The 16,063-nt window shown below is 34.2% G+C and carries 14 protein-coding genes; 8 read left to right on the forward strand and 6 right to left on the reverse strand.

The window, feature by feature from the left end:
* Positions 1-39: 39 nt before the first annotated feature.
* A complete protein-coding gene (locus OZP15_RS11875; protein WP_281336207.1) occupies positions 40-2,415 on the reverse strand; it encodes a T9SS type A sorting domain-containing protein in 2,376 nt (791 codons plus the stop codon).
* Between the two features lie 273 nt (positions 2,416-2,688).
* Here OZP15_RS11875 and pepT point away from each other — a divergent pair, with 273 nt between their 5' ends.
* Positions 2,689-3,930 (forward strand): peptidase T, encoded by a 1,242-nt coding sequence (gene pepT / locus OZP15_RS11880; protein ID WP_269225647.1) that lies wholly within the window; start codon positions 2,689-2,691, stop codon positions 3,928-3,930.
* A 456-nt stretch (positions 3,931-4,386) separates the two neighbouring features.
* Positions 4,387-4,863, forward strand: a complete 477-nt coding sequence (locus OZP15_RS11885) for a hypothetical protein (RefSeq protein WP_281336208.1) — start codon at positions 4,387-4,389, stop codon at positions 4,861-4,863.
* 73 nt (positions 4,864-4,936) lie between these two features.
* Here the strand turns inward: OZP15_RS11885 and OZP15_RS11890 are convergent, their stop codons facing one another.
* From OZP15_RS11890 to OZP15_RS11910, 5 genes are all read right to left on the reverse strand, one after another.
* On the reverse strand, positions 4,937-5,890 hold the full coding sequence (locus OZP15_RS11890; RefSeq protein WP_281336209.1) for an ABC transporter ATP-binding protein: 954 nt from the start codon (positions 5,888-5,890) through the stop codon (positions 4,937-4,939).
* A gap of 180 nt (positions 5,891-6,070) precedes the next feature.
* Positions 6,071-6,460: an ankyrin repeat domain-containing protein gene (locus OZP15_RS11895; RefSeq protein WP_269225650.1), complete on the reverse strand. Its 390-nt coding sequence runs from the start codon at positions 6,458-6,460 to the stop codon at positions 6,071-6,073.
* Positions 6,461-6,681: 221 nt separating this feature from the next.
* Positions 6,682-7,635, reverse strand: a complete 954-nt coding sequence (locus OZP15_RS11900) for a phosphoribosylaminoimidazolesuccinocarboxamide synthase (protein WP_269225651.1) — start codon at positions 7,633-7,635, stop codon at positions 6,682-6,684.
* Between the two features lie 90 nt (positions 7,636-7,725).
* A complete protein-coding gene (locus tag OZP15_RS11905; RefSeq protein WP_269225652.1) occupies positions 7,726-8,541 on the reverse strand; it encodes a Cof-type HAD-IIB family hydrolase in 816 nt (271 codons plus the stop codon).
* Positions 8,542-8,814: 273 nt separating this feature from the next.
* A complete protein-coding gene (locus OZP15_RS11910; RefSeq protein WP_281336210.1) occupies positions 8,815-9,765 on the reverse strand; it encodes a PhoH family protein in 951 nt (316 codons plus the stop codon).
* A gap of 106 nt (positions 9,766-9,871) precedes the next feature.
* Here OZP15_RS11910 and OZP15_RS11915 point away from each other — a divergent pair, with 106 nt between their 5' ends.
* The 6 genes from OZP15_RS11915 to OZP15_RS11940 all read left to right on the forward strand — a co-directional run bounded on the left by OZP15_RS11915 (position 9,872) and on the right by OZP15_RS11940 (position 15,830).
* Positions 9,872-10,699 carry an SAM hydrolase/SAM-dependent halogenase family protein gene (locus OZP15_RS11915; RefSeq protein ID WP_281336211.1) on the forward strand — a complete coding sequence of 276 codons (828 nt, stop codon included), beginning with the start codon at positions 9,872-9,874 and terminating at the stop codon, positions 10,697-10,699.
* A gap of 61 nt (positions 10,700-10,760) precedes the next feature.
* Complete coding sequence (locus tag OZP15_RS11920) at positions 10,761-11,237, forward strand: DUF1493 family protein (RefSeq protein ID WP_281336212.1); 477 nt, start codon at positions 10,761-10,763, stop codon at positions 11,235-11,237.
* Positions 11,238-11,318: 81 nt separating this feature from the next.
* A complete protein-coding gene (gene gldF, locus OZP15_RS11925; protein WP_269225655.1) occupies positions 11,319-12,044 on the forward strand; it encodes a gliding motility-associated ABC transporter permease subunit GldF in 726 nt (241 codons plus the stop codon).
* Positions 12,044-13,729 carry a gliding motility-associated ABC transporter substrate-binding protein GldG gene (gene gldG, locus OZP15_RS11930; RefSeq protein WP_281336213.1) on the forward strand — a complete coding sequence of 562 codons (1,686 nt, stop codon included), beginning with the start codon at positions 12,044-12,046 and terminating at the stop codon, positions 13,727-13,729. Before gldF ends, gldG begins: the two co-directional genes overlap by 1 nt.
* 94 nt (positions 13,730-13,823) lie before the next feature.
* Positions 13,824-14,942, forward strand: a complete 1,119-nt coding sequence (dnaN, locus tag OZP15_RS11935) for a DNA polymerase III subunit beta (protein WP_269225656.1) — start codon at positions 13,824-13,826, stop codon at positions 14,940-14,942.
* A 258-nt stretch (positions 14,943-15,200) separates the two neighbouring features.
* A complete protein-coding gene (locus tag OZP15_RS11940; RefSeq protein WP_281336214.1) occupies positions 15,201-15,830 on the forward strand; it encodes a DsbA family oxidoreductase in 630 nt (209 codons plus the stop codon).
* The last annotated feature ends 233 nt before the right edge of the window (positions 15,831-16,063 follow it).

Here is a 16,063-nt window from a genome sequence, read left to right on the forward strand (position 1 = left end):
ATTAAATAGCTTTTAAACTATCTTCATATTGAAAACAATCTATTTTAATACTAGTTTTTTCACTACGGAATTATTAGAACTTTCAAGTTTTACAAAATAAAGTCCTGAATGCAATCCAGAAGTTTCAATTGCATGGGTTGTATCACCAACAGTAGTTTGAAAAATCACTTGACCTAAAGTATTGATAATAGTTAATTTTGCACCACTAAAAGCAGAAGGATAATCCACAGTAACTATTCCGTTTGCAGTTGGGTTTGGGTATAAAGTCACTTGATTACCATTTACAAAATCACTAGTTGACAAACTTGAAGTAACTGAAAAAGCAATAACTCTAGAAGTAAAACCTGCTGAAGTAGTCGCTTTAACTTCATAATTCTTAAAATCAGCAGCAGCAGTTGGAGTACCTGAAATCTCTCCAGTAGCTGAATTTAATACTAAACCAGCTGGTAGCGCTGGAATTACAGTATATGTAGCACCAGTTCCATTTGTTGTTGTTGCTACAAGTGGTGTAATTGTGGTACCTACTGTATAAGAAGCAGATACTGCTGGAGCATAAGTCAAACCAGAAGGTGCAGTACCTAGTGTTTCAAAAGTTACAGTAGCTGTAGTAGTACCAAATGAATTTGTAGCAGTTACTACATATGCTGTACTGGCTGCAACAGTTGTTGACTGACCTGAAATAGTACCATTACCTCTATTAATTGATAAACCAGTTGGAAGTGCAGGAGCTATGGAATAAAGCAAAAGATCAGATGGTGTTACACTTGATACAACAATAGGGTTACCATTATAAATTGCAGGATAAGCTGCATAGGTAAGTGCTGATGGTGGAGTTGCGTTTAGCGTAGCAGTACCATTAGGAGTTGTTACTGTTATTTGAGAGAGCGTAGGTGCAACAGTTGCACCAGGCACTACGTACGTTATTTGTGTATCGTTCACTACTGTAAAAGGTGATGGTACACCATTTGCAGAAGTACTATTTAATGAAATATCAGTTGTTCCTGTAAAATTAGAACCATTGATAGTGAGTGTAACAACAGGAGGTGTTGCTGTTGATGTTGCAAATGAATAACTAGTTATTACCGGGGCGCTAATCGGAGCATTGTATTTTCGCACCACAGGTGTAACAACTCCTGAAGCAGTAGTACCTTTTGTGTAAACAATGTGAGGAGTAGTCGAACCATTAGCAATACCGATAGCCGACCAACCCGCAGGCTCATCAATTCCACGAGTTACTGATGGATTTTTTAAATCTGCCCAAACTGTAGTTCCTGCTTTTTGGAAACGTACTCTTTGTGTATTAAAAAAACCAGAACTAGTAATTCCATCCAAGAAAGAACAATATACATTATTAGCACTATCTTTAACAAGGCTAATATTGGTTGAAGTACTAGAACCTAACGCAATATATCCAGACCATTCACTACCGCTAGCCGCAGCTGAATCGTAATAAGCGATAAAAGTTCTGTTTGACCCAGCACTACCAGCTAAAGTTGCATTAGTGTTCATATAAGCAAAACACAAAGTAGTACTAGTATTGGCAATCATTACTGGATGTCTCATACTAGTCAAAGATGTAGCACCAGTTGCCGCAACTGGAACCGCAATTGAGTCCCATATATTTGTTGCAGTGTTTAACTTAAATAATTTTAATGAACCACCGTTAGCACCAACAGCTGTAAGACCTAGATACGACATATAGATATCACTTCCTATAAAAGCTATACTTCCTGAAACCCCAATAACAGTAGTATCGTTTCCTACCACTTCCCAAGATAAAGTTGTAGAATTAAATCTTTTAACTGTAACAACATTGAGAGGTTCGCTGTAAATTACATAAGGCACGTTATTAGCATCAAATGACATTGACAATCTTTGCAAACCATTAAATGTATTTGAAACATAATTAGAATGTGCACTTCCAGTTGAAACTAAAAGATTAGCAGAATTACCGCCCAAGGCATCCCAACTATTAGTACCAGCATTGTACTTTCTTACTGCCAATTTAGATGAGTTGGTTGCATCTATATATGCTACAAACAATTCGTTCAAATTATTAGCGTAGATGCGCATATACAATCCACTATTAGAAATGTTTTGTCCAACTTGTTGCCATGTACCATCGGCTAAACGTTTTTTAACAACCAAAAGGCCTGGGCCAGGTAAAACAGCATTACTTGCAGGCGCAGGGGAATTTTCAGCAAATCCCACATAAGGCACGTCTGTTCCGCTTTCGTTAATAACCGCTACTGTTGTATAAGCAGAAACTAAAGTTGATAAATCATTCTCTTTACCTAAATAATCCCATTGTTGAGCAAAGGATACTGAAGTAAATAAAAAAACAAAAAAAAGGAAGGTTTTTTGAACCATGCCAAATATTCCTTTTTGAATTAAATAAGTAATTTTTCTTTTCATGTAATTTTTTTTTTGTGATTAATAAATAGTTGTTGTAATTAAAAATATTTTATGTTTATTTATTTTATCATCAAAATAAAAAACAGATTGTATAATTTTAAAGTTAAAATTTTATTATTCAAAAATATTTCATTGCAAATCAACCAGTATCCTGTACTATCCTGAAAACGTAGAATATAAATTAAATAATTTACTAACCATTCACATTTCAATTCAAAAACCACAACATCCTCCTCCTTGGAATTTGACTATATTTGCATAAAAATTCAAAAAATGCAAAATATCATAGACCGCTTTGTAAGCTACGTTACCATTGACACCGAATCGGATTCGAATTCTGAAACTACACCAAGCACGCAAAAACAATGGGATTTAGCCAATAAATTAGTCGAGGAACTAAAAACCATTGGATTAGAAGAAGTAACGATTAACGACAAAGCCTACATCATGGCGACTTTGCCTTCTAATGTGGATCATGAAGTTCCTGTAATTGGTTTTATTTCGCACTTTGATACTTCGCCAGATTTTACGGGAGCGAATGTAAAACCGCAAATTATTCCGAATTATGATGGCAAAGACATTGTCTTGAATACCGAAAAAAACATCATTTTATCGCCCAATTATTTCAAAGATTTATTGCAATACAAAGGTCAAACCCTTATAACCACTGACGGAACAACACTTCTAGGTGCCGATGATAAAGCTGGAATTACCGAAATTGTAACCGCAATGGAATTCCTGATCCAAAACCCCGAAATCAAACATGGAAAAATTAGAATTGGTTTTACGCCTGACGAGGAAATTGGTCGTGGTGCGCATCATTTTGATGTAGAGAAATTTGGAGCAGAATGGGCTTACACTATGGACGGAAGTCAGGTGGGCGAATTGGAATATGAAAATTTCAATGCGGCTGGAGCCAAAATCACTTTCAAAGGAAAAAGCGTTCATCCAGGTTATGCCAAAGGAAAAATGATTAACTCGATGTTGATTGCCAATGATTTTATCAACGAATTACCCAAAGGAGAAACACCTCAAGAAACCAGAGGATACGAAGGTTTTTTTCACGTGCATCATCTAACGGGAAGTATCGAAGAAACCGTTTTGGAATTGATCATCAGAGATCACAACAAGAAAAAATTCGAGAAACGAAAAGAATTAATTACCAAAATAGCCAAAAAAATCAACAAAAAATTTACCAAACAATTTGGCGAAGACATCGTTATTGCAGAAATAAACGACCAATATTACAATATGAAAGAAAAGGTTTTACCCGTAAAACATATTGTAGATATTGCCGAAAAAGCAATGAAAGAAGTAGGTGTTAAACCCATCATCAAACCCATTCGTGGCGGAACTGATGGCAGTCAATTATCATACAAAGGTTTGCCTTGCCCAAACATCTTTGCTGGAGGTCATAATTTTCACGGAAAATACGAGTATGTTCCTGTAGAAAGTATGCAAAAAGCGGTTGAAGTCATCGTAAAAATCACTGAATTAACAGCCATTCCAAAGTAAAGGCTCTTTAAAAATTTTCTTAATAATCCAACCATTCCTGTATGCTTATCGGAATGGTTGTTTTTTTTGCCACAGATTAAAAAAATAGGGCATTCGCTTAAAAAAAAAATACCGCAGATTCGCAGATTTTAGAAATAAATCAGAACTGTTTTGTTGCACTAATTCAAAAATCAGCGCTAATCTTATCCAATTTATGTTTTGAAAATCTGCGAATCTGCGGTATTTTTTTATTTTGGATGTCTTTCGTTTTAAAAGCGAATGCCCTGGCTAAAAAACCTTTACTAAAAATTTACATATATCATTCCAAATCACTTTTTGTTTTCCTTATTTATACTAAATCGTTATTTTTTTGAAGTAAAAACTTAACATTGGCGGATTGTTTTAATGACTACATTTGTTAAAGATTAATTTACAATTAATTTACATTAAAGCGTATCACTTTAAAAAACAAGAATTATGGAAGACAATAAAGAAGAAATTACAAACGAAATTACCCCAGAAGCGACTAAACCTGTTGCAACTCCAAAACCAAGAAAACCTAGAGTAAGTAGAACAACTAAAAAGGTCGAACCAACTATTGAAACAGCAGTAATTGAAGAAATTCAAGAAGAAACTCCAGAGGAAATCCAAGAAGAAATAGTTTATGAAGAATCTATTTTAGAAGAAATCGCTTCATTAATTGAAAAAGACGAGAAAAAAATCAAGAAAAAAAACAAATTAAAAATGAAAGAAAAAGAGAAAGCCAAAGCAAAGGCCAAAGATGCCAAGGAAAAAGCCAAACAAAAAGCGAAAGCAAAGGCTAAAAAGGCAAAGAAAGCCAAAAAAGAGAAAGCTAAAAAAGCTAAAATTAAGGCAAAACTAAAAGAAAAAAAAGCCAAAGCAAAAGCCAAAAAATCTAAAAAGACCAAAAAAAGCAAAAGCAAGAAAAAATAATTTCTGCTGAAAAAAGTCCCAATTCTAATAAGTTAGAATTGGGACTTTTTTGAATATAATAGCATTACAGCAACTATTTTTGAATCATCAAAATTACTTCCTGATTCAACTCTAGAGCCGAAGAGTGTTCGAAAAAAATAGCTCTTCGTTCGAAGGCTGCTTTGATTAAATAATGACTTCCTTTGAAATAGGATTGTTTAGCAATCGCTTTGAATTTCCCATCCTCAACTACTTTCAATTGATGCGGATATGCCAATACAAACGCGTCATCTTCGTCGTGTTCCAAATCTACAAAATTAGATTTTTTCAATTGATTCACTTCCCCAAAAAGAGAAGCCACATACAAACTTGGCGGATTTTCATAAAGTGCGACCGAACTACCTTTGGCAATTAGTTTGCCGTTTTGCAACACCATCGTTTCATCCGAAAAAGACAAGGCTTCTGTACTATCATGTGTGGCAATAATGCAAGTGATTTCTTTTTTCTTAAAATAATTGAATAAATTACGACGTAAGGAATTTTTCCTAAAAGAATCTATTTGACTGAAAGGTTCGTCTAACAAAAGTATTTCAGGTTCTAATGCCAAAACCCTTGCCAAGGCTACTCTTTGTTGTTGACCACCGCTCAAATATTTGGCTTTTACGTTCGCATATTCCGTCATTTCGACCATGGCTAATAATTCCTGAACACGAGCTTTTTTATCGTCTTGATATATATTAGACAAAAATTTACCCACGTTTTCTTCGACAGTGATGTAAGGCATTAAATCAAAATCCTGCGCCAAATACTTCATATAATCTTCGCCCGGAATCAGTTTGTATTTAGGTCCAAGAATCGCTTCTTCATTGTGAAGAATTTCGCCATTATCCAAATCATATAAACCGTATAAAAGTTTCAGCAAAGTACTTTTGCCACATCCACTTTCGCCAATAATGGCAATATTTTGACCTTTTGTAATTTCGAAACTAATATTCTCGATAACAGGATTTTCGATATAAGTAAAAGAAATATTTTTTATTTGAAGCATTTTCTATGTTTAAAACTGCAAATTTACAATGTTTATCGAAAGGAAAACAGCATAATTGGGTTCTATCTAGAAATGTTGTGAACAATCTTTTTTTTAAAAAACCATTAAGAAAATAAAGAACACTATAAATCTTAATGTACTTCATTTCCCTAATGGTTATAATCCGACTAAAAAAATAGATTAAACTTGTTTCAGCAATTGAGCTGCCGCTTTTGCATTAGAAATTTCAGCATGTTTCAAGGCTGTAAATCCTTTCTCGTCTCTTACTTTAGGATTGGCTCCGTTTGCCAACAAAATTTTGATAATTTCTACTTTGTTGTAACGAGCGGCATACATCAGCGGACTCATTCCATTAGATTTTTGATTGATATTAACTCCATACTTAATCATTTTTTGGATGGTTTCGATATCGCCTTTGTAGATAGCCATATTCAAAGGAGAAATGTTTTCAAATGCTTCGACTTTTATTTTTTTAGTCGTAGTCACAGAATTTGGATTTGGATTTGAAGCTAAAGCTACACTTGATAAAGAAAGTAAAGCTACACCTAGGTAAACGATTGATTTTTTCATGATACTTGTTTTTTAATTAACTGTTGATTTTTTGATTGATTGTTTTTTTGAAATATTAGATTATCTATTAATATTCTATGCAAATATATATCTTTAAAACAGTATCTTGTTTTACATAGTACTTAAATTTAACTTAATATTAACATTTAAGATTTAAAAACAAAAAAACCGCAACTCTAAAAATACAGATAATGCGGTTTGTAACTTATTAATTTTAAAACTTATAGACTAGACAAATAAGTCAAAACATTTTTCTCAATACGTTCATTAATATTAGAAATGTCTGCTTTTTTGAATTTTTCACCTAGAATATTTTCGTATAATTCGATATATCTATCCGAAACTGTTTCGATATATTCGTCAGACATATTTGGAATTTGTTGTCCTTCTTGTCCCTGAAATCCATTTTGAATTAACCAACGGCGAACGAATTCTTTCGACAATTGTTTTTGCTCTTCTCCATTATCTTGTCTTTCTTGGTATCCTTCAGCATAGAAATAGCGAGAAGAATCGGGTGTGTGAATTTCATCAATCAAAACAATTACGCCGTCTTTTGTTTTTCCGAATTCGTATTTGGTATCAACTAAAATTAAACCACGACTGGCAGCAATTTCAGTTCCTCGTTGAAACAAAGCTCTTGTATATTTTTCTAAAACCAAATAATCTTCTTCACTAACAATTCCTTTTGATAAAATATCCTCACGTGAAATATCTTCATCGTGCGAACCATTATCTGCTTTAGTAGTTGGCGTAATAATTGGTTCAGGAAATTTATCGTTCTCTTTCAAACCTTCCGCCATTGTTACTCCGCAAATTTGTCTTCTACCAGCAGCATATTCACGAGCCGCGTGACCTGAAACATATCCACGAATTACCATTTCAACTTTGAAAGGCTCACACAAATGACCAACAGCCACACTTGGATCTGGCGTAGCAATTAACCAATTTGGAACAATATCTTGCGTCAATTCCATGAATTTAGTCGCAATTTGATTTAGGATTTGTCCTTTGTATGGAATTCCCTTTGGCAAAACCACATCAAAAGCCGAAAGCCTATCGGTGGCAATCATAACCAAAAGTTCATCATTGATATTATAAACTTCTCTTACTTTTCCTCGGTAAACGGATTTTTGATTCGGAAAATTAAAATTGGTAGTCGTGATTGTATTGCTCATCGGTTGTGTTGTTTTTTTATGGATGCAAATTTAAGATTATTTTCAAGGCAAAAACAAGAATTCTATTTTGATTTTATATTTGAAACTAAATCACGAAAATAGATTGACTGCCAGATATTTAGCTACACCATCATTGGCGTTCGTAGTAATTATTTCCAAATCAGGTAAAGCTTCTTTCAAAGTTTGTGGTGCGTTGCCCATAATTAAAGCTTTTCCTGTTGCAGCTAACATTTGAACATCGTTAAAACCATCACCAAATGAAATAGCTTCTTCAAATGCAAATCCTTCTTTTTCTAAAATTTTCTGAATCCCTACACTTTTATCAATCGATTTGTCCATAAATTCCAAACAAGTGGGCAAACTAAAAGCGTGGTGTAAATCATTAGACGATTTAGCTAAAATGCTGTCTTTTAAAACTTGTAATTTATCGTGATTGTCGTGGGAGAAAAATATTTTTATCGCTCCAAAATCTTCTAAAGTACTGTAATCTACTAATTCAGGCAGGTATTTAAAATCGGCTTGAAAACTGTTTAGTTTTTCACTCAATTTATTAGTCTGCCAAACACTTTCTTTGAATAAAACAACCGTAATTTCAGGGTCGATATCCACACTCAAAGCGGTTTTTACCACTTCGCTTTTTAAATCGAAAGCAAAAAGTTCATGTTTTTGAGGCGAATGAACTCTCGCTCCATTTGAACTTACTAAATAGACTGGAACTTCGAGCGTATCAATAATTGCCATCGCATCGAGATGATGACGGCCTGTGGCAACAACGATAAGATAATTTTGCTTGTGAAGTTCTTGAAAAACAGATTTGGTGTAATCAGAAACGATATGTTGTGGGTTGAGTAAAGTTCCGTCTAAATCGGTGACGATAACTTTTATAGAGGCAAAATTTGAATTCATATTAAATGTTTGTGAATGCAAATTTAAGGGTTTAGGGCTGGAGGAGCAAAGAATCGAGAGTTAAACTGGGTTTTACAAAGCAAGTTTATTATTAAATTAACATTCCTTCAATTTGTTTTGACCGCTCTGCCAAAATTCACAAAAGAATGAGTTTGCCACCTTTGTCAAAGTTTTAAACTTTGACAAAGGTTACACCAGAATACATTTTACAAAAAAATCGTTCTATACATTTTGTACAAAACGATTTTTTAAACATTCTAAATTGTTGACTTTCTAATCGTGATTTTCAATCATTTTATAAGCATCAATCACTTTTTTAACCAATCGGTGACGTACAATATCTTTATCATCCAAATAAATAATTCCAATTCCATCAATATCTTTTAAAACCAATAAGGCTTCTTTCAATCCTGATATGGTCCTGCGAGGTAAATCGACCTGACCTGGATCGCCTGTAATCATGAATTTGGCATTTTTCCCCATACGGGTCAGGAACATTTTCATTTGGGAATGCGTTGTGTTTTGCGCCTCGTCTAAAATCACAAAAGCATTATCTAAAGTTCGTCCGCGCATAAATGCTAGAGGTGCAATTTGTATGATACCTTTTAAAATATAATCTTCCAATTTTTCATTAGGTAACATATCTCGCAACGCATCGTACAATGGTTGCATGTAGGGATCTAATTTTTCCTTCATATCACCGGGAAGGAAACCAAGGTTCTCCCCTGCCTCTACGGCTGGACGAGTCAGAATAATTCGTTTGACTTGCTTTTCTTTTAAGGCTTTGACCGCCATGGCAACTCCTGTGTAAGTTTTTCCCGTTCCTGCTGGACCAACGGCAAAAACCATATCGTTTTTGTTCATGGTATCAACCAGCAATTGTTGGTTAGGCGTCATCGCTTTGATGATTTTTCCGCCCACACCATGAACTAATATTTTGTCTTTGTCAAAAGCTTTTCTGTCTTCTTGAATATCTCCTTGAATTACCCGCTCGATCACATTATCATCAATGTTGTTGTAACGAGTAAAATGAAGCATCAATCGGTTAAAGCGGTTCTCGAATTCATCTAAAACTTCTTTTTCACCAAAGGCCTTCAGGGTGGTTCCTCGAGCAACAATTTTTAATTTGGGATAGTATTTTTTAATAGTTTCAAGATGAGTGTCTTGAGCGCCCCAAAAATCTGTTGGAGCGATGTCTATGAGCTCGATGATTCTTTCGTTCAAGATGGAGATAGTTTTAATTAATAAATAAGCTTATTATTATTAGCTTTGCGTTTCTCAAATTTAATGAGTTTTAGCTTTAGTTTTCTTTTTATTTATAAACAATTTTATGTCAATAATTACGCTAACCACCGATTACGGCTTGAAAGACCACTTTGTTGGTGCTCTAAAAGGGAAGCTATTATCTGAATATTCCGAGGCAACTATTATTGATATTTCGCACTATATTGACCCATTCAACACAGTAGAAGCGAGTTACATTATTGGAGCTGCTTATTCCAGTTTTCCAAAAGGGACGGTGCATCTTATTGGCGTGGATTTAGAATTGAATAAAGAAAACCAACATATCGTCATGCAATGGAACGATCATTATTTTATTGCTGCCGATAACGGTATTTTGAGTATGCTGACCCAAAAATTTGTTCCTCAAAAAATAGTCTCGATTAACATACACGATCGATTGCCAAGTGATGCTACCGATTTGGATGTTTTTGTAAAAGTGGCTTGCCATATTGCCAAAGGCGGTTTGCTCAACGTTATCGGCAAAGAAATACAATCTATCAAACAAGTAACCGATTTGCAAGCTGTTCCTGCCAATGATGGAAACTCGATAAAAGGATACGTGATTTACATTGATCATTTTGGGAATGTAGTGACCAATATTTCTAAAAAACAATTTCTGGAAGTGGCCAAAGGCAGACCTTATGAAATTGTATTACGAACCAAAAACATCAAAACCATTTTACCCAATTATTCTTCAATTGCTACTTCGGAAACGCTACCCATCAAAAATTATGAAGGCGAGAAATTAGCGGTTTTCAACGAAGCTGGTTTTCTGGAAATTGCCATTTTCAAAAGCAATCCAACCAAAGTAGGTTCAGCTAATAGTTTGTTAGGGTTGAATTATAGGGATAACATAACAATTAAATTTGTCTGATTTTTTTAATTTTAGATTGAAGATTAACAATTTTTGATTTCAGATGTAAAGCAACTTAATTATGAAAACAATTATAAAAATAAGTTTTAAAAATTTAAAACAGAATTATCTTGAAGTACAACAATATCTTGAAGAAAAATCTGGAGAAAAAAAAATATCAAATAAATCAAAAATTGCAAACGATTTAGGTTTTTTGGGTGATGATAATTGTTACCTGCTAGAAGATTTTATTACAAAATACGGCGTAGATTTTTCTAATTTTAATTATGACGAGTATTTTGAAAGTGAAGGCGAATTATTTGGTTCTAGTGCAGTATTGCTCAAAATTTTAATATTGCCTCTTTTCATTATTAAATTTGTTCTATTTCTATTGATTAAACCTTTTTCTAAAGAACATTCAAGTAAAATTAATAATTTCAATTTCTTTTTAAAAAAATTCCAATCAGACAGAATCGATTTAACAATGGGAGATTTAATTACATCCAAAATTCAAGGAAAATTCTATTTAAGAGAAAATGTTACATTTGATTTTAGCTAATCACAAAATCTGAAACCAAACATTTAAAACAATAACACCGATAAATGAGGATAAGATTGCTTCGTTCCTCGCAATGACGATATGAAATCAATAGTAATAAGAGAAATAAAATCCTTTTTTGGTTCGCCAATTGGCTATTTGGTGATTGCCGTTTTCCTGATTGGGAATGGCTTATTCCTTTGGGTTTTCGAAGGAGAATACAATATTTTGAACAGCGGTTTTGCTGATTTGAGTCCGTTTTTTAGTTTGGCTCCGTGGATTCTCATTTTCCTGATTCCAGCCGTTACGATGCGCAGCTTTTCGGATGAGAAAAAACAAGGAACATTAGAATTGTTGTTGACTAAACCTTTGAGCATTTGGCAAATTGCTTCCGGAAAATTTCTAGGTTCGGTTTTGCTGATTGTTATGGCGATTGTTCCCACTTTAATCTACGTTTGGGTCATTTCAGATCTTGGAATTCCAGTAGGCAATATCGATATGGGAAGCACGATGGGTTCTTATTTTGGATTATTGTTCCTGATTGCAGCCTATTCTGCTATCGGAATTTTCACTTCTACCCTTTCCGAAAATCAAATTGTAGCTTTTATCGTTTCCGTGTTTTTATGCTTCTTTTTTTACTTCGGTTTCGAGAGTTTGGGAGCGATTGTACCGAGTTTTCAAGGTCTAATTTCCGCTTTCGGAATGCAAGATCATTTCAGAAGTATGGGGCGTGGTGTGATTGATACTCGTGATGTAGTTTATTTTGCGAGCATCACTATTTTGTTTCTTTCATTTACAGTTTATAACCTAAAATCTATTAAATCGTAATGACGACTTCCAAGAAAAAAAACATCCAATATTTACTGATTCTCATTGGGATTTTATTGGTTATAAATATCGTAAGCGGTTATTTTTTCCACCGTTTTGATTTAACCAAAGACAAAAGATACACGCTTTCGACCACTTCTTTGAATATTGTCAAACAAGTTGAAAATCCGTTGTATTTAAAAATCTATTTACAAGGCGATTTACCACCTGAATTCAAGCGTTTGCAAAGCGAAACCCGAGATTTATTAGAAGAATTTCAGGCTTATAACAAGAATATTATTTTCGAATTCATTGATCCTTTGGAAAACGAAGACGAAAGTATGGATAACATCAAAAATCTGTACCAAAAAGGACTTACGCCAATCAACATCACCGTTGACGACAAAGGAAAACAATCGCAGGAGATGGTTTTCCCGTGGGCGATTGCGATTTACAACAACAAAGAAGTGAATATTCCGCTGTTGAAAAACATTATGGGAGCTTCGACTACCGAAAAAGTGATTGCTTCGGTGCAACATTTGGAATATTCGATTGCCGATGCCATCAACAAAATCACGAAAGCCAAACAGAAAAAAGTCGCTATAATAAAAGGAAATGGAGAACTTTATGATGTGCAAATGGCTAAATTTCTGATACAAGTTAGAGAAAGCTATTACATTGGCCCATTCACTTTAGATTCGGTTGCCAAAAATCCAAAGGGTAGTTTAGAAGCTTTGCAAAAATACGATTTGGCGATTATTGCCAAACCAACCGAAACTTTCTCTGATGCCGAAAAACAAGTCTTGGATCAATTCATTATTAATGGTGGAAAAACCTTGTGGCTAGTGGATCAAGTGAATATGGAAATGGATAGTTTATACAACGTTTCTGGTTCGACTTTGGCATTTCCAAGAGACTTGAATTTGAATGATATGTTCTTCAAATACGGTTTCCGAATTAACCCTGATTTGGTCAAAGACGAAACTGGAAGCCCCATAAAACTAGCTACTGGCGAACAAGGAAGTGCTACCCAATATCAGGAATTCAATTGGAAATTTGCTCCACAAGTGTATCCCATTAACGACCATCCCATCGTAAAAAACTTGGGAGGCATCAAATTCGATTTTGCCAATTCGATTGATACTTTGAAAAACGGAATTAAGAAAACCGTTTTACTACAATCGTCTCAATATTCGAAGCGAATTGGTTCTCCAGTCGAAATCAATTTGAATATTGTGGAAGAAGAAACTTCGCCGAATCATTATCTGAACACGGGAAATATCCCACTTTCGGTTTTGCTGGAAGGCTCCTTTCATTCGGCTTTTGAAAATCGTGTTTTGCCTTTTGACCAAAAAGCATTTCAAACTATTGGAAAACCAAACAAAATGATTGTCGTTTCGGATGGTGATTTGGTTCGAAACCAATTGGATAAAAACTTTCAACCCGTAGAATTAGGATACGATCAACGCACAGGAAATTTGTATGACAACAAGGATTTCTTGATGAATTGTGTCAATTATTTATTAGATGACAGTGGACTTATTAACATTCGAAGTAAGGATTTGGATTTGCCTTTGTTGGATAAAGACAAAGTTTATGAAAGTTATACCACGACTCAAATCCTAACTATCGGGCTTCCAATATTGGTTTTAGTGCTTTTTGGATTGGTTTTTACTTTCCTTCGAAAGAAAAAATACAGCAACTAATGTTAATAAAAAATTTAAAAAGCTAAAATAGTTTACGATATATTTGTAGCTAGTATAAATTATAATTTATACCTCAAAAAATAAAATACATCAAATGAAATTTATAGTATCCAGTTCGTACTTATTAAAACAATTGCAGGTTTTAGGAAGCGTTATCAACAGTAGTAATACGTTACCTATTTTAGATAATTTCCTTTTTGAATTAGACAATAATGCCTTGACGGTTTCGGCTTCTGATTTAGAAACTACCATGTCTGCTACTTTAGATATTGATTCTACTAGCAAAGGAAGTGTTGCTGTTCCTGCTAAATTGCTTTTGGAAATCCTTAAAACTTTTCCAGAACAACCATTAACTTTTACTGTTGAAGAAAATAGCACAATAGAAATTAGTTCCAATTCAGGAAAATATGCTTTGGCGTATGCTCCAGGAGAAGAATTTCCAAAATCTGTTAACTTGGACGAACCATCGGTAACTTTAGTTCCTGCTGATGTGTTGGCAACTGCTATTAGCAAAACTATTTTTGCTGCTGGAAACGATGATTTACGTCCGGTAATGTCTGGTGTTTTCTTTCAGTTTTCTCCACAAGGTTTGATTTTCGTAGCCACGGATGCACACAAATTAGTAAAATATGCCAGAACTGATGTTACAGCTTCTCAAGTAGCTGATTTTATTATGCCAAAGAAACCTTTAAATATTTTAAAAAGTATTTTAGGTGCTTCGGATGCTGAAGTAAAAATTGAATACAACGATTCGAACGCTACTTTTTCTTTCGACAATTATGTTTTAATGTGTCGTTTGATTGATGGAAAATATCCAAATTACGAAGCGGTTATCCCAAAAGAAAATCCAAACAAATTGATGATTGATCGTTCTCAATTCTTGAGTTCTGTGCGTCGTGTTGCGATTTTCTCAAACAAAACTACCCACCAAATTCGTTTGAAAATTGCAGGTGCCGAATTGAATATTTCTGCCGAAGATATTGACTACTCAAACAAAGCAGAAGAAAGATTGACTTGTGATTATCAAGGTGATGATATGCAAATTGGGTACAATTCTCGTTTCTTGACTGAAATGTTGACCAACTTACAATCAGACATGATTATGCTTGAAATGTCATTGCCAAACAGAGCCGGAATCCTAACTCCTGTTGACGGATTAGAAGACGGAGAAACAGTGACCATGCTGGTAATGCCTGTAATGCTTAACAATTAGTATTCAGATTGCACTAGCAGTTTACAGTATTAAAATTTAAAATACGTTAACTAACCAAAACCATTTTTTATATTAGAGAACCGTAATTTCATTGAAATTGCGGTTTTTTGTTTTTAATGCGAATCAAGGATTCAAATGTGCTGTTAGGCACAAAAAAAATCCTAATCCTTGATTCGCATTTTTAGTGTACCTCAACAACTTTCTTATTCTTTTCTTAAAGAAAATAAACTTTTGAAATCATTTAAGTAATTTTGACTTATGAAAATAGAAATTTGGTCGGACATCATGTGTCCCTTTTGCTACATCGGAAAAAGACATTTGGAAACTGCTTTGGCTGAATTCCCGAATGAAGAATTTGAAATTGTGTGGAAAAGTTTTCAACTCGATCCTACCATCACACCAGAACCTAATCAAGATGTTTACTCCTATTTAGCCGAGCGCAAAGGAATTTCATTGGAACAATCTAAAGCAATGCACGAAGGCGTTGTAGAACGAGCCAAAAGCGTGGGTTTGGACTATCATTTCGATAAAGCTATTGTTTCCAATTCGTTGGCAGCACATCGTATTTTGCATTTGGCTAAAACCAAAAAATTGGGTAGCGAAATGGAAGAAGTTTTCTTCAAAGCTTATTTTACAGAAGGTCGAGATTTGAATGATGCTACTACTTTAATCGAACTAGGAACAGAAGCAGGTTTGAATCATGAAGAAGTCAAAGAAGTGGTAAACAATGAAAAATTATTCTTAAAAGACGTTCAAAAAGATATTACCGAAGCCCAGCAAATTGGTATCCGAGGTGTTCCCTTTTTTGTATTTGATAGAAAAAAAGCACTTTCTGGAGCACAACCTATTGAAGCTTTTGTGCAAACTATTAAGGAAGTTCAGCAGTAATTTTAGATTTTAAAGAATTGTTGTCTGATTAAATTTTATAAATACCAAACAGATCGCTCCGATGGAGCTTTATTAAACAAAATACTATTTTCTACAAACAGTTAGCTCCTAACGGAGCTATTTCTAGTCCCATCGGGACATACTGTTTGTAGAAAACAATGTGCCACCAAAAACAAGCTCCAGCGGAGCGAACTGTTCGTTTAGAGTATAAACAGTGAAGTCAAAATTTAATT

Source organism: Flavobacterium eburneipallidum (genome assembly GCF_027111355.2).
Classification (GTDB): domain Bacteria; phylum Bacteroidota; class Bacteroidia; order Flavobacteriales; family Flavobacteriaceae; genus Flavobacterium; species Flavobacterium eburneipallidum.

What these genes read in the sequence shown, in the direction of transcription:
- pepT (WP_269225647.1), top strand. Translation starts at nt 2,689, where the DNA reads ATGCAAAATATCATAGACCGCTTTGTAAGCTACGTTACCATTGACACC.
- OZP15_RS11885 (WP_281336208.1), top strand. Translation starts at nt 4,387, where the DNA reads ATGGAAGACAATAAAGAAGAAATTACAAACGAAATTACCCCAGAAGCG.
- OZP15_RS11915 (WP_281336211.1), top strand. Translation starts at nt 9,872, where the DNA reads ATGTCAATAATTACGCTAACCACCGATTACGGCTTGAAAGACCACTTT.
- OZP15_RS11895 (WP_269225650.1), bottom strand. Translation starts at nt 6,460, where the DNA reads ATGAAAAAATCAATCGTTTACCTAGGTGTAGCTTTACTTTCTTTATCA.
- OZP15_RS11920 (WP_281336212.1), top strand. Translation starts at nt 10,761, where the DNA reads ATGAAAACAATTATAAAAATAAGTTTTAAAAATTTAAAACAGAATTAT.
- dnaN (WP_269225656.1), top strand. Translation starts at nt 13,824, where the DNA reads ATGAAATTTATAGTATCCAGTTCGTACTTATTAAAACAATTGCAGGTT.
- OZP15_RS11890 (WP_281336209.1), bottom strand. Translation starts at nt 5,890, where the DNA reads ATGCTTCAAATAAAAAATATTTCTTTTACTTATATCGAAAATCCTGTT.
- gldG (WP_281336213.1), top strand. Translation starts at nt 12,044, where the DNA reads ATGACGACTTCCAAGAAAAAAAACATCCAATATTTACTGATTCTCATT.
- gldF (WP_269225655.1), top strand. Translation starts at nt 11,319, where the DNA reads ATGAAATCAATAGTAATAAGAGAAATAAAATCCTTTTTTGGTTCGCCA.
- OZP15_RS11940 (WP_281336214.1), top strand. Translation starts at nt 15,201, where the DNA reads ATGAAAATAGAAATTTGGTCGGACATCATGTGTCCCTTTTGCTACATC.
- OZP15_RS11900 (WP_269225651.1), bottom strand. Translation starts at nt 7,635, where the DNA reads ATGAGCAATACAATCACGACTACCAATTTTAATTTTCCGAATCAAAAA.
- OZP15_RS11875 (WP_281336207.1), bottom strand. Translation starts at nt 2,415, where the DNA reads ATGAAAAGAAAAATTACTTATTTAATTCAAAAAGGAATATTTGGCATG.
- OZP15_RS11905 (WP_269225652.1), bottom strand. Translation starts at nt 8,541, where the DNA reads ATGAATTCAAATTTTGCCTCTATAAAAGTTATCGTCACCGATTTAGAC.